Genomic DNA, 19,380 nt, shown 5'->3' with positions numbered 1-19,380 from the left:
CTACCGGATCGGGTGCCCGGCCGAGCGCAGGGCACCCTTCACATCGCCGATCGTCAGCTCGCCGAAGTGGAACACGCTGGCCGCGAGCACGGCGTCGGCGCCCGACTCGACCGCCGGCGCGAAGTCGGCGACCTTTCCGGCCCCGCCGCTGGCGATCACCGGGATGTCGACGACCTCGCGCACGGCCCGGATCAGCTCCAGGTCGAAGCCGTCCTTGGTGCCGTCGGCGTCCATCGAGTTGAGCAGGATCTCCCCCGCCCCGAGCTCGGCGACCCGCGCCGCCCACTCGACGGCGTCGAGGCCCGCGCCCCGGCGCCCGCCGTGGGTGGTGACCTCGAAGCCGCTGGGCTGGCCCTCGCCGCGCCGCACGTCGAGCGAGAGCGTGAGGACCTGGTTGCCGAAGCGCTGCGCGATCTCGGCGATGAGCTCCGGGCGCGCGATCGCGGCGGTGTTCACCCCGACCTTGTCCGCGCCGGCGCGCAGGAGCGTGTCGACGTCGCCGACGCTGCGCACGCCGCCGCCGACGGTCAGCGGGATGAAGACCGTTTCCGCGGTACGGCGGACGACGTCCAGCATCGTGGCGCGCCCGTCCGAGGAGGCGGTCACGTCGAGGAAGACGAGCTCGTCAGCGCCCGCGGCGTCGTAAGCGGCGCCCAGCTCGACCGGGTCACCGGCGTCCCGCAGGTTGAGGAAGTTGACGCCCTTGACGACCCGGCCCGCGTCGACGTCCAGGCACGGAATGACCCGCACGGCTACGGTCACGCCGACTCCTGCAGTGCCGCGAGGGCCTCGGTGACGGTGAAGGCTCCGGCGTACAGCGCCTTGCCCACGATCACGCCCTCCACGCCCGCGGGCTCGAGCGCCGCGAGCTGGCGCAGGTCGTCGAGCTTGGACACGCCGCCGCTGGCGATCACCGGCTTCTTCGTCCGGCCGGTGACCTCGAGCAGCAGGGTCAGGTTCGGGCCGGTGAGCGTGCCGTCGCGCATCACGTCGGTGACCACGTACCGCGCGCAGCCCGCCTTCTCGAGCCGGTCGAGCACCTCGAAGAGGTCGCCGCCCTCCTTGGTCCAGCCCCGGGCCGCGAGCTGGTGCCCGCGCACGTCGAGGCCGACCGCGACCTGCTCGCCGTAGGTGGCGCAGACGTGGTCGCACCAGTCGGGGTTCTCCAGCGCCGCGGTGCCGAGGTTGACGCGGGTCGCGCCGGTGGACAGCGCCGCCTTCAGCGAGGCCTCGTCGCGGATGCCGCCCGAGAGCTCCACCTGCACGTCGAGGCGGCGGACCACGTCGGCGAGCAGTTCGGCGTTGGAGCCGCGCCCGAAGGCGGCGTCGAGGTCGACGAGGTGAATCCACTCCGCGCCCTGCCGCTGCCAGGCCAGGGCGGCCTCGAGCGGGTCGCCGTAGGTGGTTTCGCTGCCGGCGGCGCCCTGGACGAGACGGACGGCCTGGCCGTCGGCGACGTCGACGGCGGGCAGGAGCTGCAGGGCCATGAGAGTCAGATCCTTCGGTCCAGAACGAGCACGGTGAGCGCCGGGGTGGCGACGATGAGGATCGCGCTGATGCCGATCCGGGCCGGCCAGGAGTCGATCGACGTCCAGACCAGGGCCAGGACCGCCAGCACGAGGATGGCGATGATGATGCGCTGCTTCCAGGAGCGGCGCGCAAAGATCTTACCGGTCCGCCCGACGCGGACCTTGGGCACCAGCCGGCGCACGGCGGCCCGGCGGGCCCGTTTGCGCTCGTGCCGGCGCATCCGCTCGGCGCGCTCGGCCTCCAGCAGCGCGCGCCGTTTCGCCCGTTCCTTGGACAAGCGGGATCAGAGCGTCCCGAGCCAGTTGGCGAGCAGGGTCGCCCCGGCGTCGCCGGACTTCTCGGGGTGGAACTGGGTGGCCCGCAGCACTTCGGTCTCGAACGCGGCGACGAACGGCTCGCCGTGCACGGCGGTCGCGACGCGGACCCCGGCCTCGGCCTGGGCGTCGGTGACCGTCGAGGCGTAGGAGTGCACGAAGAAGAAGCGGGTGTCGTCCGGCACGCCGGCGCCGAGGACCGAGCCCTCGGGCCAGGTGACCGTGTTCCAGCCCATGTGCGGCACGACCGGCGCCTGCAGGCGGGTCACCGTGCCGGGCGCGAGGCCGAGGCCCTTGGTGACGACGCCGTGCTCCTCGCCGGCGTCGAACAGGATCTGCATGCCGACGCAGATGCCGAGCACGGGCGCGCCGGTGCGGACCCGCTCGGCGATCACCGGGCCGGCGCCGAGGGTCTCGATGCCGGCCATGCACGCCGCGTAGGCGCCGACGCCCGGCACGACCAGGCCGTCCGCGCGGGCGGCCCGGCCGAGGTCGTCGGTGACCTCGACGTCGGCGCCGACGCGGGCCACGGCCCGCTCCGCCGAGCGCAGGTTGCCGGAGCCGTAGTCGAGAATCACCACGCGTTTCGCCACGATCCGCCTCCCCTTAGTTGAGCCACAGCACGCCGGCGGCCGCGGAGATCGCGGCCAGCAGCAGCGTGATGACGAACGGTACCTTCGACTTGCTCTGCTGCCGCAGCGAGAGCGCCCCGCCGAGCAGCAGGCCCGCGAGTGCCAGCAGGGCAATGCTCACGTCGTCGCCTCCGCAAGCTCCGGCGCCGACGCGGTCGAACTGATCCTCTGGTGAGCGGCCCCTCCGCTGCGCTCCGGACCGCTCACAGCGCGCCCTTGGTGCTGGGCACGACACCGGCGTTGCGGGGGTCGATCGCGCAGGCCTGGCGCAGGGCGCGGGCGACGGCCTTGAACTGGGCCTCGACGATGTGGTGGGCGTCGGGCTGGGCGCCGTGGCGACCGGCCCGCAGGATGCTCACGTGCAGCGTGACCTTGGCCGAGTGCCCGAAGGACTCCCAGATGTGCCGGGTGAGGCTCGTCGGGTAGTTGCCGCCGATGTGCGGGGCGATGTTCGCCGGCTCCTCGTGGACCACGTACGGGCGGCCGGACAGGTCGACGACGGCGGAGGCGAGCACCTCGTCGAGCGGGACCTGGGCGTGGCCGTAGCGGGTGACGCCCGCCTTGTCCCCGAGCGCCTCCGCGAACGCGGCGCCGAGGGCGAGCGCGGTGTCCTCGACGGTGTGGTGGGCGTCGATCTCCAGGTCGCCGACGGTGTTGACCCGCAGGTCGAAGCCGCCGTGCTTGGCGATCTGGTTGAGCATGTGGTCGTAGAAGCCGACGCCGGTCGATATCTCGCCGACCCCGGTGCCGTCGAGATCGAGCTCGACGAGGACCTTGGTCTCCTTCGTGACCCGCTCGATCCGGGCAGTACGGCTCACAACAGCTCCTCAAGTGCGTTCAGGAAGGCGGAGGTCTCCTCGGGCGTGCCGGCGGTGACGCGCAGCCAGCCGGGGAGCCCGACGTCGCGGATGAGCACGCCGCGGTCGAGCAGGGCCTGCCAGACCCCCTTGCTGTCGCCGCCCGGGGCGCCGAACAGCACGAAGTTGGCGTCGCTGTCGGCGACGGGCAGGTTCCAGCCGCGCAGGGTGGCCACGATGCGGTCGCGCTGCTCCTTGACCGCGTCCACGGTCGACAGCAGGGCGTCGGTGTGCGCCAGGGCGGCCCGGGCCACGGCCTGGGTCATGGCGCTGAGGTGGTACGGCAGGCGCACGAGCTGCACGGCGTCGACCACGGCGGCGTCGGCGGCCAGGTAGCCGACCCGCCCGCCCGCGAGCGCGAACGCCTTGCTCATCGTGCGCGTGACGACCAGCCGCGGGTACCGCTGGATCAGGCTCAGCGCGAAGACCGTGCCGGTGCGCGCGAACTCGGCGTAGGCCTCGTCGACGATGACCATCCCGCGGGCCGCCCCGGCCGCGGCCTCGACGACCTCGAGGGGCAGCGCGGTGCCGGTCGGGTTGTTGGGCGAGCAGAGGAACACCAGGTCCGGGTCGCACTCGCGGATCTTCGCCACCACGTGCCCGGCGTCGAGCGTGTAGTCGTCGGCGCGGCGGCCGTCGACCCACGCGGTGCCGGTGCCCGCGGCGAGCAGGGGGTGCATGGAATACGACGGCGTGAACCCCAGCGCGGTGCGCCCGGGGCCGGCGAAGGTCTGCAGCAGCTCCTGCTGGATCTCGTTGGAGCCGTTCGCGGCCCAGACGTTGTGCCAGGTCAGGCCGTGGCCGAGGTACGCGGCGAGGTCGGTGCGCAGGGCAACGGCGTCGCGGTCGGGATACCGGTTCAGGTCCCGCAGCACCGACGAGAGCGCCTTCTCCATCTCCGCGACGGCCGCCTCGGGCACGGGGTAGGAGTTCTCGTTGGTGTTGAGGCGCACGGCCACGTCGAGCTGGGGCGCGCCGTACGGCGACATCCCCCGCAGCTCGTCGCGCAGTGGCAGGTCGTCCAGCGTGGTCATGCGTCGAACCTGACGGTGACGGCGGCGCCGTGGGCGGGCAGGTCCTCGGCGGTGGACAGGGCCACCACGTGTCCGGCGACCTCCCGCAGGGCGTCGCGGCTGTACTCGATCAGCTGCACGCCGCGCAGGAACGTCTGCGTCGACAGCCCGGACTGGTGGCGCGCGCAGCCGCCGGTCGGCAGCACGTGGTTGGAGCCGGCGCAGTAGTCGCCGAGCGAGACCGGCGACCACGCCCCGACGAAGATCGCACCGGCGTTGCGCACCCGCTCCGCCACGGTGCGCGCGTCGCGGGTCTGGATCTCGAGGTGCTCGGCGCCGTACGCGTCGACGACCCGCAGTCCCTGCTCGAGGTCGTCGACGAGGACGGTCGCGGACTGCGACCCGCGCAGCGCGTCGGTGACGCGCTCGAGGTGCTTGGTCGCGGCCACCTGGCGGGCGACCTCGGCGTCGACCGCGTCGGCGAGCTCGGGGCTGGTGGTGACGAGCACGCTGGCCGCGAGCGGGTCGTGCTCGGCCTGGCTGATCAGGTCGGCGGCGACGTGGCGCGGGTCGGCGGTGTCGTCGGCGAGGATGGCGATCTCGGTCGGGCCGGCCTCGGCGTCGATGCCGACGGTGCCGCGCAGCATGCGCTTCGCGGCGGTCACCCAGATGTTGCCCGGCCCGGTGATCATGTCGACCGGGGCGCACCCGGGCTCTTCGTCGCCGAAGCCATACCCGAGCATGGCGATCGCCTGCGCGCCGCCGACCGCGTACACCTCGTCGACCCCGAGCAGCGCGCACGCCGCCAGGATGTTCACGTTGGGCAGGCCGGTGTCCTTCTGCGGCGGGCTCGTCACGGCGATCGAGGCCACCCCGGCGGCCTGGGCCGGCACGACGTTCATGACGACGCTGGACGGGTAGACGGCCAGGCCGCCGGGCACGTAGAGCCCGACCCGGCCGACCGGCAGCCAGCGCTGGGTGACGGTGCCGCCCTCGGCGAGGACGGTCGTGGTCTCGGCGCGGCGCTGGTCCTCGTGCACCTTGCGGGCCCGGGCGATCGACTCCAGCAGCGCGGCGCGCACGTCCGGCTCGAGCTCGGCCTCGGCCCGCTCGATCTCCTCGCGCGGCACGCGCAGCTGCTTGACGTCGACGCCGTCGAAGCGACGTGCCGCCTCGCGGATCGCCGACGCGCCATGCTCACGGACCGCTTCGACGGTCGGGCGCACCTGCTCGGTGGCGACGGATACGTCAATGGCGGCTCGGGGCAGCAGACGGCGCGGGTCCTCGGCGGAGCCGCGCAGGTCGATCCGGTTCAACACCCTTGCGAGTCTATTCGGCGTCGCCAGCGGTTATGCGCCGCCGTCCCGCCCTGCGGGCTGTCGGGATTGCGCCCAGCGCCAGTTGAGCTCGCCCGGCCCCGGGGCCGGTCCGGGGAGGTTCCCGCGCTCGCCGGCGCGCAGGCCGTCCAGGATGAGGGTGAGGTACCGCCGGCGAAGCTCCGCCGTCCGTTCCCGGTCCGGCACGCGGATCGCCGCGCACCCCTCCAGCACGAGCGTGATGTCCGTCGCCCCGGCGTCGGGGCGCAGCCGCCCGCTCACGTGGGCGCGCTCGACCAGCCCCTCGACCAGCCCGCCGGCCCGCACCGCGTCGGCGATCATCTCCGGCGTCGAGGTGAACGTCCCGGCGAGGTGCACGGTGAGCGAGTGCACGTCGGCGTCGACCACCGCGCGGAGGAAGCCGGTCAGCGCCTCCCACCCGTCCTCGAGCGCGGCGGCCGCCTCGGCCTCGGCGATGAACCGCGTGAGCCCCTCGTGGCAGAGGGTTCGCAGCAGCGCTTCCTTGCCGTTGTACCGCCGGTAGAGCGCGCTGATGCCGACGCCGGCCCGCTCGGCCACCGCGGCGATCGGCGCCTTGGGGTCCTCGATGAACACGTCCCGCGCGGCGGCGAGGATGACCCCGTCGTTGCGCTCGGCCTCACGCTGGCGTCCCATAGGCCCAACCTTACCGGAACGGACCATTCCGGTCTCATTTGCCGCCGCGCGTCCTGAGCGACGGTGCCCCCGGTGCTCCGCTACGCTTCGGCACGTGGAGCTGCTGCCGCTCTTTCCGCTGGGCACCGTGCTGTTTCCCGGGCTGGTGCTGCCGCTGCACGTGTTCGAGCCGCGGTACCGGACGCTCGTGCAGCATCTCACCGAGCTGCCGGCGAGCCTGCCACGCGAGTTCGGCGTGATCGCGATCCGGCGCGGCTGGGAGGTCGGCCGCCAGTCGGAGGCCGCGGACGCGTCGATCACGGCCGGGGAGTCGCTGTCGCTGTACGAGATCGGCTGCGCGGCCGAGATCCGGCAGATCACCGAGCTGCCCGACGGCCGCTTCGACCTCATGACGCTGGGCCGGCGCCGGTTCCGCCTGCTCGGGCTGGCGCGCAACGACGCGCCGTACCTGACCGGCGAGGTGGAGTGGCTGTCCGAGCCGAAGGGCGAGCCGGACCGCGAGGGCGAGCTGGCCGCGGGCGTGCTGGCGGCCTACCAGGACTACCTGCGCGCGGTCCGCGCCGACGAGGACGGCGAGCAGCTGCCGGACGACCCGACGGTCCTGTCGCACCTCGTCGCGGCGACGGCATCGTTGACGCTGGAGGATCGCCAGGCCCTGCTGTCCGAGCCCGACACGGCGAGCCGCCTGAAGGCCGAACGCGCCCTGCTCCGCCGCGAGACGGCCCTGCTCGGCCAGGTCCGCGCGGTCCCGGTCTCCCTCGGCGACCTCGCGGTCCCCTCAAGCCCGAACTGATCCCCGCCCGGCCGCGCTCGGCACCTTGTCCGCGCCGAGGGCGACCGGTCGACGTCCGCGCTCGGCGACCCTGCGACCAGGACCACAGCGGACGAGTCCCCCCGTGAGACAGCAGCCACACGGCACCGAGGCCACGGCGCACGCGCCCTCGAGCCCGAACCGATCCCCGCTGCGCTCGACAAGTCCGGCACCGGGCGGGTGCTCTGGGCGAACCGGGCCGCCGCCAACGCTGGACGGCCGCGCCGCCCGGCTCGGTTCCGGCGTCAGGAGCGCGGCGGCTCCGCGTTCGGCGACTGCGGCCACAGCGGCGACTCCGACGACGGAGCCGGAGGCGGCGGGGCGCCGGGGGCTGTCCAGTTCGCCGGCCCGGCGGACGTTTCGGACTCGGCCGGCGTCGATGGCGAGGGCGCACCGGGGTGCTGCGCACCGTGGCCGAATTGCGCCGCGCCCGAACCCGCCTGAGCCGAACCCGGGGCGCTCGGGAACTGCGGGGCCTGGTCGTACGCCGCCGCGAGCGGACCGGGCGCCGCCGGATGCGGGCCAGGCGCAGCCGAGTGCGGGTCGAGCGAAGCCGTGAGCGGACCGGGCGCCGCCGGGTGCGGGCCGGGCGCTGCCGGTGCCGGTGCGCCGGGGAACTGAGCGGCCTGGCCGTACGGGGCCGGCGGGTAGGGCGACGGGGAGCCCGGGTGCGGACCCGTGGCCGGGTAGGGCGCCGGGTACGGGGCGCCGGGCGGCGGGGGCGGCGGCGAGAGGTACTCGGGCGGGATGTTGTCGTAGCGCAGCGTCGGCGACACGTGGAAGCCGGCGAGGCCCGTGTAGACCGCGGCGGCGGCCAGGCTCTGGATGAGCATGGTGCCGCGGACCCAGGGGATGAAGCCGAACAGCAGCGACGAGACGCCCGTGCGCAGCTTCACCGGGCGGAAGATGTGCGTGTCGACCGGGGCGTGCTCGGCCAGGTCCATGTAGTGCGCCCAGCCGATCTTGTTGCCCAGCCAGGCGCCGAGCACCGAGGCGCCCGCGGAGCCGATGACCAGGCCGAGGAGCATGATCGGGCCCCGGTATCGCCGCAGCAGGAACCACGCCGCGAGGGCGACCAGGATGCCCATGCCGATCGCCATGAGGACGAACCAGCCGTCGTCGGCCCAGTAGCCCTCGGGCTCCGGATCGATCGGATACGGCCCGTACTGCGTCTGCACGAGCTCCACGTGCGGCGCCAGCTTCGACCACAGCAGGCCGAAGGGCGCGCCCAAGCCCGCGACCACCACGGCGGCGAGCAGGGCGACGAGCACCTCCCGAAGGATCGGTACGCGCGCCGGACGAACGGCCTCGGCCTGCTCGACGGGCGAAATCGGGGCGATGCTCACGATCCCATCCTGCCAGGCCGGCGCCTCGACCCGGCAAGCGAGTCGACATCACCTTTCGAACCCGGCGAAACCCCCGCATACCGCCCGGATGCCGCCGAATCTCCCGAAGTTCCCGGCTCCGCCGCGTTCGAGAAGGGGTCGTGCAGATGGGCGGCCCGCGACCGTGAGGAGTCCGGAAGACCGCCGTCCGGGCGGTCGCCCGGCGAGCGTCCGGCCTCCGAGAAGGGGTCGCGGGAGACAGGGGGCCGCGAGCGGGACGAGTCCGGCTGCGAGCCGAGTGTGGACTCGGACCGAGCGCGCGAAGCGTCCGAGAACGGGTCGTGCGAGACAGGGGGCCGCGAACTGCCGGGCTGCGGGAGGGAGTCGTGCGAGGAGGGGCCGCGCGAAGCGGCGTGGAGGGAGTCGTGCGAGGAGGGGCCGCGCGAAGCGGCGTGGGTCGAAGGGGCGAACGAGGAGGCAGTGGACGGCGAAGCGGTGGGGGGCGTCGACGTGGGCCAGGGCGGGAGTGGCGTCGATGGGGGTGGAGTGGTCAGGTCCGGCAGGGTCAGGTCCATGGCCATCAGGCGTGGGGCCTCCTCCCGGCGGTCCACGCGGCCCTTGACCGCCACGACCGCGTCCTCGGCCACCCACTGGTCGACCAGCTCGTAGGTGTCCGGGAAGAACATGACCTCGATGCTGCCGTCCAGGTCCTCCAGCACCGCCTGGGCCCACGGGCGGCCCTGGCGGGTCACGCGGCGCTGCACGCCCGACAGGATGCCGGCCAGGCGGACCACGGCGCCGTCGGCGACGGTGCCCTCCTCGGCCAGGGCGGCGATCGGGCGGTCGGCGGCGGCGCGCAGGACGTGCTCCAGGCCGCGCAGCGGGTGGTCGGAGACGTAGAGGCCCAGCATCTCGCGCTCGAAGGCGAGGCGCTCGGGCTTGTCCCACTCCATCGCGGGGACGGGCGGGGCGCTCAGCAGCGGGGCGCCGAAGAGGTCGAACTGGCCCATGGCCTCGTTGCGCTTGACGCTCGAGACGGCGTCGAGGGCGTCGGCGTGCACGCTGAGCAGGCCGCGGCGGGAGTGGCCCAGGGAGTCGAAGGCGCCGGCCTTGATGAGCGACTCGATGGTCTTGCGGTTGCACACGACCTGGTCGACCTTGGCCAGGAAGTCGTAGAAGTCCTCGAACGGGCCCCGCTCGCGGCGGGCCCGCAGGATCGACTCGACGGCGGCGGCGCCGACGTTGCGCACGGCGCCGAGGCCGAAGCGGATGTCGGTGCCGGCGGCGGCGAAGCGGCCCTGGGAGGCGTTGACGTCGGGCGGCAGGACGCGGATGCCCATGTGCCGGCACTCGGCGAGGTAGAGGGCGGAGCGGTCCTTGTCGCCGCCGATGGAGGTCAGCAGGGCGGCCATGTATTCGGCGGGGAAGTTGGCCTTCAGGTAGGCCGTCCAGTAGGCGACGAGCCCGTAGGCCACGCTGTGCGCCTTGTTGAACGCGTAGTCGGAGAACGGGACCAGGATGTCCCACAGCGTGCGGATCGCGGCCTCGGAGTAGCCGCGCTCGCGCATCGCCGGGGCGAACAGCGTGAACTCCTCGTCGAGGATCTCCTTCTTCTTCTTGCCCATGGCCCGGCGGAGCCGGTCGGCGGCGCCGAGGGTGTAGCCGGCGACCCGCTGGGCGATCGCCATCACCTGCTCCTGGTAGACGATCAGCCCGTAGGTGTCGCCGAGGATGTCCTCGAGCGGCGCGGCGAGCTCCGGGTGGATCGGCGTGACCGGGCGGCGGCCGTTCTTGCGGTCGGCGTATTCGTTGTGGGCGTTGGCCGCGATCGGCCCGGGCCGGTAGAGCGCCCCGACGGCGGAGACGTCGGCGAAGCCGTCGGGGGCCATCGAGCGCAGCAGCTGGCGGACCGGGGTCGCCTCGAACTGGAACACGCCGAGGGTGTCGCCGCGCGACAGCAGCGCGTAGGTCGGCCCGTCGTCGAGCGGGGCGTCCTCGATGACCACGTCGGTGCCGCGGTTGTGCCGGATGGCGTCGAGGGCGTCGTCGATGATGGTGAGGTTGCGCAGGCCGAGGAAGTCCATCTTGAGCAGGCCCATGGCCTCGCAGGCGCCCATGTCCCACTGGGTGATGATCGCGCCGTCCTGCTCCCGCTTCTGGATCGGCAGCACGTCGATGAGCGGCTCCCGGGACAGGATGACGCCGGCGGCGTGCACGCCCCACTGCCGCTTGAGGCCCTCCAGGCCGCGGGCGGTGTCGACGACGGTGCGCACCTCCGGCTCCGTCTCGTAGAGCCGGCGCAGCTCGCCGCCCTCCTTGTAGCGGGGGTGGGCCTGGTCGAAGACGCCGTGCAGGGGCATGTCGCGGCCGAGCACCGGCGGCGGCACCGCCTTGCTGATCCGCTCGCCGAGGGAGAACGGGAAGCCCAGCACCCGGGCGGCGTCCTTGATCGCGGCCTTGGCCTTGATGGTGCCGTAGGTGATGATCTGCGACACCCGGTCCTCGCCGTATTGCTCGGTGGCGTAGCGGATCATCTCGCCGCGCCGGCGCTCGTCGAAGTCCATGTCGATGTCGGGCATGCTGGGCCGCTCGGGGTTGAGGAAGCGCTCGAAGAGCAGCCCGTGCGCGAGCGGGTCGAGCTCGGTGATGCCCAGCGCGTAGGCGACCAGCGAGCCGGCGGCGGAGCCGCGGCCCGGGCCGACGCGGATGCCCTCCCGGTGGGCGTGGGCGACGAGGTCGGCGACGACGAGGAAGTAGCCGGCGAGGTCGGCCCCGGCGATCACGCCGAGCTCGTAGCCGGCCTGCTCGCTGTGCGGCCGCGGGACGCCGCCAGGGAAGCGGCGGGCCAGGCCGCGGTGGACGGCGGCCCGCAGCTGGGCCTCCTCGGTGGTGCCGGGCGGGACGGGGAAGGCGGGCATCAGGCTGCGGTGGGCGAAGACCTCCGCGTAGTCGCCGACGCGCTCGGCCACGGCGAGGGTGTTGTCGCAGGCGCCGGGGACCTCGGCGTCCCAGATGCGGCGCATCTCGGCGGCGGACTTGAGGTAGAAGTCGCGGGCGTCGAACTTGAAGCGCTTCGGGTCGGCGAGGGTGGTCGCGGACTGCACGGCCAGCAGCGCCTCGTGGGCGTCGGCGTCGCCGGCGAACGTGTAGTGCAGGTCGTTGGTCGCGACCGGCGGCAGGCCGAGGCGGCGGCCGAGGCGCAGCAGGTCGGCGCGGACCCGCTGCTCGATGCCCAGGCCGTGGTCCATCAGCTCCAGGTAGAGGTTGCCGGGGCCGAAGATGTCACGCAGCTCGGCGGCGGCCGCGCAGGCCCGCTCGAAGTCGCCGATGCGCAGCCAGGTCTGGATCTCCCCGGACGGGCAGCCGGTGGTGGCGATGACGCCGGGGGCGTATTCGGCGAGCAGCTCCCGGTCGGCGCGGGGCTTGTAGAAATACCCCTCCGTGCTGGCCCGCGACGAGAGGCGGAACAGGTTGCGCAGGCCGGTCGCGGTCTCGGCCAGCAGCGTGAGGTGGGTGTAGGCGCCGCCGCCGGAGACGTCATTCTCGCCGCCGTCGGCCCAGCGCACGCGGGTGCGGTCGCCGCGGCGGGTGCCGGGGGTCAGGTAGGCCTCGACACCGATGATCGGCTTGATCCCGGCCTTCGCGGCCGAGTGGTAGAAGTCGTGGGCACCGAACATGTTGCCGTGGTCGGTCATGGCCAGGGCGGGCTGGCCGAGCCGGGCCGCCTCGGCGAAGAGCGGCCCGAGGCGCGCGGCCCCGTCGAGCATCGAATACTCGGTGTGCACGTGCAGATGGACGAAACCCACGGCCCGAACCTATCGCGGGGGTACGACATTTTCGGCGACACTGCTCGGCATGATCGACCGTGACCGGCTCGGCGCGCTGCTGCGCCGCGAGCGAGCCGCCTTCGCCGACCGCAACCCCCGCTCGGCAGCCGAGTACGCGCGGGCCGGGAACCTGTTCGGCCGGGTCCCGATGACGTGGATGAACAAGACCGCGGCCGGATTTCCGCTGTACCTCGCCGAGGCCCGTGGCGCCACGGTCACCGATCTCGACGGGCACGAGTACATCGACTTCTGCCTCGGCGACACCGCCGCGATGGCCGGGCACTCCCCCGCACCCGTGGTCGCCGCGGTCCGGGAGCGCTTCGAGACCCTCGGCGGGGCGTGCGCGATGCTGCCGACGGCGGACGCGGCGTGGGTCGGGGCCGAGCTGACCCGCCGGTTCGGGGTCACCCGCTGGAGCTTCGCGCTGACCGCCACCGACGCGAACCGGTGGGCGATCCGGCTGCTGCGCGCGGTCACGGGCCGGCCGAAGATCCTGTTCAACAGCTACTGCTACCACGGCTCGGTCGACGAGTCGCTGATCGTGAACACCCCGGACGGGCCGCGTCCCCGGGCCGGGAACGTGGGCGCCCCGGTCGACGTGACCGTGACCAGCCGCGTCGCCGAGTACAACGACCTGACCGCCCTGGAGCGGGAGCTGGCCCACGGTGACGTGGCCGCGGTGGTGATGGAGCCGGCGCTGACCAACATCGGCATCGTCCTGCCCGAGCCGGGCTACCTGGCCGGGGTGCGCGCGCTGACCCGGCGGTACGGCACCTACCTGGTCAACGACGAGACGCACACGTTCTCGGCCGGCCCGGGCGGGGCGACGGGCCTGTGGGGCCTGGAGCCGGACGTGGTGACGATCGGCAAGGCGATCGGCGGCGGCATCCCGGCCGCGGCCTACGGGCTGTCGGACGAGATCGCCGAACGCCTCGGCCGGATGCGCGATCTCGACCTGGTCGACATGGGCGGCGTCGGCGGCACCCTGGCCGGCAACGCCCTGTCGATCGCCGCGACCAGGGCCACGCTGCAACACGTGCTGACAGAAGCCGCGCATGCCGAAATGTCAGAAAAATCGGAGGCGTTCGCGGCGCAGACCCGGGCAACCATCGCCGAGCACCAGCTCCCGTGGTCGGTGACCAGACTCGGAGCGCGGGTCGAGTACCGCTTCGCCGACCCGGCACCCAGGAACGGGACGGAGTCGAACGAGGCCGCGGACCCGGACCTGGAGGACTATCTGCACGTCTACCTGGCCAACCGCGGCATCCTGCTCACGCCGTTCCACAACATGGCCCTGATGAGCCCGGCCACCACCGGCGAACAGGTCGCCGAGCACCAGAGGGTCTTCCGCGGCGCGGTCGGGGAGCTTACCGGGCGTACGGGTCCATCATGACCGCCGCCGCCCGCAGCCACGCGCGCTTGGTCGCCGGCGCCAGCATCGGGTATTCGATGTTGGAGCCGCTCTCCAGCGCCGGGTCGTAGGGCACGACCACGACGGCCCGGGTCCGGGTGCGGAAGTGCCCGGCCAGGTCGTCGATGAGCGGGGTCGGGTTGGGCGTCGGGCAGGACAGCAGCGTGACCGCGTTGGCGACCAGCTCCTCCATCCCGGCCTCGTCGAGCAGGTCGAGCATCCAGTCGGCGGTGAACGCGGCGTCCTCGCGGGGCACGCTGGTGACCACGAGCTGGTCGGCGGCCTGCAGGACCGTCTGCCAGTTGGGGCTCTCCACGTTGTTGCCGGTGTCGACGCAGATCACGTCGTGGGTGCGGCGCAGCAGCTCCAGCACCCGGCGCACGGTGTGCGGGTCGAGGCGCTGGGCGAAGCGCGGGTTCTCCTCGCCGGCGAGCACGTCGTAGGAGCCGTCGGAGGCGTGGCGCAGATAGTCGTCGAGCATGTCGTACAGGTCGTAGCCGGTCGCGTGCTCGACGCGCACGAGGTCGGCGATGAGGTGCCGGATCGTGCGCGCGTGCCGGGCGCTGCCGGCCCGCAGGCCCAGCGTGCCTCGCAGCTCGTTGTCGTCCCAGGCGATGACGCCCTTGCCGCGCACGCTGCCGATCGTGGCGGCGGTCAGCACCGTCGCGGTCGTCTTGTGCACCCCGCCCTTGGGGTTGGCGAAGGCCAGCACCTTCGGGGTGGGGATGTCGCGGCGCAGGATCTGCACCATCTGCTCGTTGGGGTCGGCCGGACGGGGCTCCTGGTATTCGACCATGGGCTCACGGCGCGCGGGCCCGGCGGTGCGGAGCGGCGCGTCATCGTACGGGCGGGTGCCGTTGGTGGGAGGCATTGGTTCGTCATCGTATTGGGGCGAGCCCGGATATGGGGCCGAGGGGCGCCCAAACCTTCCGTCGTAATCCAGATCACCCGGGCTCGATCGCCCCAGCAGCGCCCGGTCCAGCAGCGAGCGCCAGCGGGGAGCCGGATCCGCCGACCTGTCCTCCACCCCGGCCCCTCCTCACACGCGCACGTGTCAACCCGACCCCCAGGCTACGGACCGAAGACTATTCGGACCACTCCTGCGAGCCCATCCCCTGCATCAACTGCACGACAGGCCGAAGGGATATCGCCTCAGGACGGACCGGGGGACGCGACCACGGTTCCCGCGCCCTCGCGGACCGGTTCCGCGACCGTGGTCTGCTCCGGCAGCGGGGGCATGAACACGGTGCGATCGAGCCGTCGCAGTTCGGTGATGGGGTCGACGACGCGGGTCTCGGGCCGGGCGGCGACGGCGCGCAGGGCGGCGGGCGGGGCGTAGACGACGGCCGCGTACACGCACGAGCAGTGCTCGCGATAGGCGGTCGCCTCCTGGTCGGCGACGATCGCGCCGGAGAGGTACAGCTGCCGGTTCTCCTCGGGGATGTCGTCGGGCCGGGCGAGCAGGTCGCGGTAGTGCCGCGCCTCCTCCGTCTTGCGCCGCGCGGTCTCGTCCATGGCCGACACCACGTCGTCGGGCAGCTTGTACGCGTCCAGGCGGACGAGCTCGGTCTGGGTGCCCGGCAGCGGCACCCGGGCGAAGACGCTCGACACCGGGGCTTCCGCGAGCACGGGTGTGAGCCGCTCGGGGGCCAGGTAGGCGGTGAACGACACGAGCGCGTAGACCGGCGCGTCGCCCGGCAGGGCGGCCAGCTCGTCCCGGCCCGCCTGCAGGTAGCCCGGGATCGAGCCGCCCTCGGCGACCCCGACGCGCAGAACGTCGCCGAGGGACGGGTCGCTGCGGGGCCGCTCGCCGCGGTGCACGGCGAGCAGGGTCGCGGTCACCGCGACGATCCCGACCACGACCGTGAACGCGCGCAGCCGCTGGGCGCCCCGGAACACCCGGGCGAGGACGTTGCCGACCGGTGGCAGGAGCCGCTGGTCGAGTTGCTGGAGCTGCTTCATCGCCCCACGAGGGTCGCACAGTGCCGCCTTAAGGGTGACTCATGGGGTCTTGACATCGATGCAGTGAAGGATTTCTATCAGGAAGGTTTACTAACAATCGAGGTGAGGTCTCATGCGCAGATCGACCAGAGTCCGTGGCATCGCGGCCGCCGCGGTGGCGCTCGCCGCCACCGGGGTCGTCCTCGCGGTCACGCCGTCCGCCCAGGCCGCGACCGCCATCCCCGCCCACGTGTTCGCCCCGTACTTCGAGGCGTACAACGGCGACAGCCTCAACGGGCTGTCCCAGCAGTCCGGCGACAAGTACCTGACCATGGCCTTCATCCAGACCGCGAGCCGCGGCTCGTGCACGGTGTACTGGAACGGCGACACCGGCATGCCGATCGCGAACTCGACGTTCGGCAGCGACATCGCCGCCATCCGGGCCCGCGGCGGCGACGTGATCCCCTCCTTCGGCGGCTACGCGGCCGACAACGGCGGCACCGAGATCGCCGACAGCTGCACCGACGTCAACCAGATCGCGGCGCAGTTCGAGAAGGTCATCACCACCTACGACGTCACCCGCATCGACCTCGACGTCGAGGACAACTCGCTGACCAACGCGGCCGGCATCGACCGGCGCAACAAGGCGGTCAAGCTCGTCGAGGACTGGGCCGCGGCCAACGGGCGGACCATCCAGTTCGTCTACACGCTGCCGACGACCACGAGCGGCCTGGCCGACAGCGGGCTCGCGGTGCTGCGCAACGCGGTCGCGAACAACGCGCGGATCGACATCGTCAACCAGATGACCTTCGACTACTACGACAACCAGCCGCACCAGATGGCCGACGACACCAAGACGGCGTCCAACGGGCTGCACGCACAACTGCAGCAGCTGTACCCCGGCAAGACCAGCCAGCAGCTGTGGTCCATGATCGGCGTCACCGAGATGATCGGCGTCGACGACTTCGGGCCGGCGGAGACGTTCACCATCGCCGACGCGAACGCGGTCGCCTCCTGGGCCACCCAGCAGGGCATCGCCGAGCTGTCGTTCTGGGCGCTGCAGCGCGACAACGGCGGCTGCCCCGGCGGCGCGGCCTCGGACACCTGTTCCGGCATCGCCCAGAGCACCTGGCAGTTCTCGCACATCTTCGCGCCCTTCACCAGCGGCGGCGGCACTCCGGGCTCGCCCAGCCCGACGCGCAGCAGCGCATCGCCATCGCCGAGCCCGAGCCGCAGCACGTCGCCGAGCCCGAGCCAGAGCACCGGGACCGGGCTGGCCAACGGCACCTTCGAGACCGGCTCGCTCGCGCCGTGGACCGGGAGCCTCTGCAGCGTCGTGAGCACGCCCGTGCACGGCGGGAGCAAGGCGCTCAAGGCCGCCGCGTCCGCGTCCGACAACGCCCAGTGCAGCCAGACGGTGGCCGTCCAGCCCAACCGGACGTACACACTGACGGCCTGGGTCCAGGGCAGCTACGCGTTCCTCGGCGCCACCACGGGGGCGGGCGACGTGAGCGCGTGGTCGCCCGGGTCCGGCTCGGCCTGGACGAAGCTGACCGTCTCCGTCAGCACCGGCAGCGCCACCTCGATCAAGGTGTGGGTGCACGGCTGGTACGGCACCGGCACGATCTACGCCGACGACGTGACCCTGGCCTGAGGCCGGTGATCCCGGCCTGAGGCGTTACGCGGCGGCGCTCAGCACCTCGAGCGCCGCCGCCAGGTCGGCCGGGTACTCGCTGACGAACGAGACGTATTCGCCGTCGCGCGGATGGATGAACCCGAGCTCGCGGGCGTGCAGCCACTGCCGCGACAGCCCGAGCCGGGCGGCCAGGGTCGGGTCGGCGCCGTAGGTCAGGTCCCCCACGCACGGGTGCCGCAGCGCCGAGAAGTGCACCCGGATCTGGTGCGTGCGCCCGGTCTCCAGCTTCACGTCGAGCAGGCTCGCGGCCGGGAACGCCTCGATCGTGTCGTAGTGCGTGACGCTCGGCCGGCCGCCGGAGACCACCGCGAACTTGTAGTCGTGGCTCGGATGCCGGTCGATGGGCGCGTCGATCGTGCCGCGCAGCGGGTCCGGGTGGCCCTGCACCACGGCGTGGTAGCGCTTCTCGACCTCGCGGGCCTTGAAGGCGCGCTTCAGGGCGCTGTACGCCGGCTCGCTCTTCGCCACGACCATGAGCCCGGTGGTGCCCACGTCCAGCCGGTGCACCACGCCCTGACGCTCGGCCGCGCCGCTGGTGGCGACCGTCTGGCCCATCGCCGCCAGGCCGCCGATCACCGTCGGGCCGGTCCAGCCCGGGCTCGGGTGCGCGGCCACGCCGACCGGCTTGTCGACCACGACGATGTCGTCGTCGCTGTAGACGATGCCGAGCCCGTCGACGGGGACCGCCTCGACCGCGACCGCCCCGGCCGGCGCCGGCAGCGTCACCTCGAGCCAGGCGCCGGCGCGGACCTTGTCGGCCTTGGCCCGCACCTCGCCGTCGACCGAGACGTCCCCGGCCTCGACCAGGTCCGCGGCCGCGGTGCGGCTGAACCCGAAGAGCCGGGTGAGCGCCTGGTCGAGGCGGGTGCCGTCGAGGCCGTCGGGCACCGGCAGCGAGCGGACCTCACGCATCTTTCTTGGCCCGGGTGCCGTCCCGCCGCCGCCCCATGAACTCCAGCAGGATCGCCAGGGCCACGCCGACGGTCAGCGCCGAGTCGGCGATGTTGAACACCGGGAAGTGCCCGGCGTGGTCGTCCAGGAAGCTGAACATGTCGACCACGTGCCCGCGGAACGGCCCCGGCGCCCGGAAGAGCCGGTCGCCGAGGTTGCCCGCGGCGCCGCCCAGCACCAGCCCGAGCGCGATCGCCCAGGCGGTCGAGACCGTGCCCTTGATCATCCAGAACAGCCAGCACACGACGCCGAGCGCGATGATCGGGAAGATCCACGTGTGCTCTTGCAGCATGCTGAACGCGGCCCCGCTGTTGCGGGTGTAGATCACGTAGATCAGGCCGCCGAACAGCTTCAGCGGCTCGCCGTGGGCGATGGTCGAGGTCGTCCACTGCTTCACGGCCAGGTCGATCGCGATGATCGCCACCGCGACCAGGCCGAACACGGACCAGGCCCGAGTCCGTGACCCGGACGGCGCGGCCTCGGGGGTCGCTGCGTCCGGGGCCGGCTCGGCCCGGTCCTGGGTGGGCTCCTGAGTGGTCAGCGCCGCTCCTCCAACTGCTTGCAGGTGACGCAGAGCGTAGCGGACGGGAACGCGGCCAGGCGCTCCACGGGGATGGGGTTGCCGCACTTCTCACACCAGCCGTAGCCGCCCTCGTCGAGCCGCTCCAGCGCCCGCTCGACCTGCAGGATGCGGTCGGCCAGGTTGTTGGCGATGGTGATCTCCTGCTCGCGCTCGCCCGTCTTCGTGCCGGTGTCGGCCTGGTCGTCGCCCGCGGAGTCGGTCAGGCGGTGCTGCTGCAGCTCGTGGATCTCCAGGAGCGTCTGGTCGTGCTCGGCCTTGAGCTCGTCGCGGCGCTCGATCAGCGCCACGCGGATCTTCTCCGTCTCGGCTGCCGTGCGCGTGCCACGGGCGGGCTTCGCCCCAGCGGTCTTGGCCGCGGTGGTCTTCGGTTCTGCGGTCTTGGCCATGGTGGCTCCCTCGGCCGCACGGGCGGCGGTTGACGTGGTCGGCGCTGTCGTCGTGCTGGTGGTGCGGGCGGATCCTGCCGTCACCGACCTGCGGGCCGAGGCCCGTTCGGCC

General features: G+C 72.9%; 17 protein-coding genes and 2 pseudogenes. 3 read left to right on the top strand and 16 right to left on the bottom strand.

Annotated elements, in window-relative coordinates; all coding sequences use genetic code 11:
* From hisF to AC6JBM_RS53055, 9 genes are all read right to left on the bottom strand, one after another.
* Positions 1–762, bottom strand: coding sequence for an imidazole glycerol phosphate synthase subunit HisF (hisF, locus tag AC6JBM_RS53095; RefSeq protein ID WP_497981078.1), 762 nt, complete (start codon positions 760–762; stop codon positions 1–3).
* Positions 759–1,487, bottom strand: coding sequence for a bifunctional 1-(5-phosphoribosyl)-5-((5-phosphoribosylamino)methylideneamino)imidazole-4-carboxamide isomerase/phosphoribosylanthranilate isomerase PriA (gene priA / locus AC6JBM_RS53090; RefSeq protein WP_497981077.1), 729 nt, complete (start codon positions 1,485–1,487; stop codon positions 759–761). The genes hisF and priA overlap by 4 nt, the downstream gene beginning before the upstream one ends.
* A 5-nt stretch (positions 1,488–1,492) precedes the next feature.
* Positions 1,493–1,807, bottom strand: coding sequence for a hypothetical protein (locus AC6JBM_RS53085; RefSeq protein ID WP_497981076.1), 315 nt, complete (start codon positions 1,805–1,807; stop codon positions 1,493–1,495).
* 6 nt (positions 1,808–1,813) lie between these two features.
* Positions 1,814–2,437, bottom strand: a complete 624-nt coding sequence (gene hisH, locus AC6JBM_RS53080) for an imidazole glycerol phosphate synthase subunit HisH (protein ID WP_497981075.1) — start codon at positions 2,435–2,437, stop codon at positions 1,814–1,816.
* A 13-nt stretch (positions 2,438–2,450) separates the two neighbouring features.
* A complete protein-coding gene (locus tag AC6JBM_RS53075; protein WP_350617117.1) occupies positions 2,451–2,597 on the bottom strand; it encodes a CG2302 family histidine operon protein in 147 nt (48 codons plus the stop codon).
* A gap of 82 nt (positions 2,598–2,679) precedes the next feature.
* The gene (hisB, locus tag AC6JBM_RS53070; RefSeq protein ID WP_433609147.1) at positions 2,680–3,294 is read right to left on the bottom strand and encodes an imidazoleglycerol-phosphate dehydratase HisB; all 615 of its coding nucleotides are present in this window, start codon (positions 3,292–3,294) and stop codon (positions 2,680–2,682) included.
* On the bottom strand, positions 3,291–4,367 hold the full coding sequence (locus AC6JBM_RS53065) for a histidinol-phosphate transaminase (protein ID WP_497981074.1): 1,077 nt from the start codon (positions 4,365–4,367) through the stop codon (positions 3,291–3,293). Before AC6JBM_RS53065 ends, hisB begins: the two co-directional genes overlap by 4 nt.
* Positions 4,364–5,665, bottom strand: coding sequence for a histidinol dehydrogenase (hisD, locus tag AC6JBM_RS53060; protein ID WP_497981073.1), 1,302 nt, complete (start codon positions 5,663–5,665; stop codon positions 4,364–4,366). The genes AC6JBM_RS53065 and hisD overlap by 4 nt, the downstream gene beginning before the upstream one ends.
* A 30-nt stretch (positions 5,666–5,695) precedes the next feature.
* The gene (locus AC6JBM_RS53055; RefSeq protein ID WP_497981072.1) at positions 5,696–6,337 is read right to left on the bottom strand and encodes a TetR/AcrR family transcriptional regulator; all 642 of its coding nucleotides are present in this window, start codon (positions 6,335–6,337) and stop codon (positions 5,696–5,698) included.
* A gap of 94 nt (positions 6,338–6,431) precedes the next feature.
* On the opposite strand from AC6JBM_RS53055, the gene AC6JBM_RS53050 reads away from it, so the two are divergent.
* Complete coding sequence (locus AC6JBM_RS53050; protein WP_497981071.1) at positions 6,432–7,130, top strand: LON peptidase substrate-binding domain-containing protein; 699 nt, start codon at positions 6,432–6,434, stop codon at positions 7,128–7,130.
* A gap of 263 nt (positions 7,131–7,393) precedes the next feature.
* Here the strand turns inward: AC6JBM_RS53050 and AC6JBM_RS53045 are convergent, their stop codons facing one another.
* Positions 7,394–8,494, bottom strand: coding sequence for a hypothetical protein (locus AC6JBM_RS53045; protein WP_497981070.1), 1,101 nt, complete (start codon positions 8,492–8,494; stop codon positions 7,394–7,396).
* A 476-nt stretch (positions 8,495–8,970) separates the two neighbouring features.
* Positions 8,971–12,279: pseudogene (gene dnaE / locus AC6JBM_RS53040) on the bottom strand (DNA polymerase III subunit alpha); the annotation flags it as partial.
* A gap of 49 nt (positions 12,280–12,328) precedes the next feature.
* Between dnaE and AC6JBM_RS53035 the strand changes: the two are divergent.
* Positions 12,329–13,693: a transaminase gene (locus AC6JBM_RS53035; protein ID WP_497981069.1), complete on the top strand. Its 1,365-nt coding sequence runs from the start codon at positions 12,329–12,331 to the stop codon at positions 13,691–13,693.
* Here AC6JBM_RS53035 and AC6JBM_RS53030 read toward each other — a convergent pair.
* Together AC6JBM_RS53030 and AC6JBM_RS53025 are read right to left on the bottom strand one after the other, a co-directional pair.
* Positions 13,668–14,429 (bottom strand): annotated as a pseudogene (locus AC6JBM_RS53030) (MinD/ParA family ATP-binding protein); the annotation flags it as partial. The gene AC6JBM_RS53035 and the pseudogene AC6JBM_RS53030 overlap by 26 nt on opposite strands.
* A 434-nt stretch (positions 14,430–14,863) precedes the next feature.
* On the bottom strand, positions 14,864–15,673 hold the full coding sequence (locus AC6JBM_RS53025; protein ID WP_497981068.1) for a hypothetical protein: 810 nt from the start codon (positions 15,671–15,673) through the stop codon (positions 14,864–14,866).
* Between the two features lie 112 nt (positions 15,674–15,785).
* Here AC6JBM_RS53025 and AC6JBM_RS53020 point away from each other — a divergent pair, with 112 nt between their 5' ends.
* Positions 15,786–17,306: a carbohydrate binding domain-containing protein gene (locus AC6JBM_RS53020; protein WP_497981067.1), complete on the top strand. Its 1,521-nt coding sequence runs from the start codon at positions 15,786–15,788 to the stop codon at positions 17,304–17,306.
* 24 nt (positions 17,307–17,330) lie between these two features.
* Here AC6JBM_RS53020 and AC6JBM_RS53015 read toward each other — a convergent pair whose 3' ends face one another.
* From AC6JBM_RS53015 to AC6JBM_RS53005, 3 genes are all read right to left on the bottom strand, one after another.
* Positions 17,331–18,260 carry an RluA family pseudouridine synthase gene (locus AC6JBM_RS53015; RefSeq protein ID WP_497981066.1) on the bottom strand — a complete coding sequence of 310 codons (930 nt, stop codon included), beginning with the start codon at positions 18,258–18,260 and terminating at the stop codon, positions 17,331–17,333.
* Positions 18,253–18,741: a signal peptidase II gene (gene lspA / locus AC6JBM_RS53010; RefSeq protein WP_350614800.1), complete on the bottom strand. Its 489-nt coding sequence runs from the start codon at positions 18,739–18,741 to the stop codon at positions 18,253–18,255. The genes AC6JBM_RS53015 and lspA overlap by 8 nt, the downstream gene beginning before the upstream one ends.
* 95 nt (positions 18,742–18,836) lie before the next feature.
* Positions 18,837–19,268, bottom strand: a complete 432-nt coding sequence (locus tag AC6JBM_RS53005; RefSeq protein WP_433079024.1) for a TraR/DksA family transcriptional regulator — start codon at positions 19,266–19,268, stop codon at positions 18,837–18,839.
* Positions 19,269–19,380: the final 112 nt, after the last annotated feature.

The sequence above is a fragment of the Dactylosporangium thailandense genome (assembly GCF_059739745.1).
Note: the sequence above shows the minus strand (reverse complement) of the source record. Positions and strands in the feature narration are given on the sequence as shown.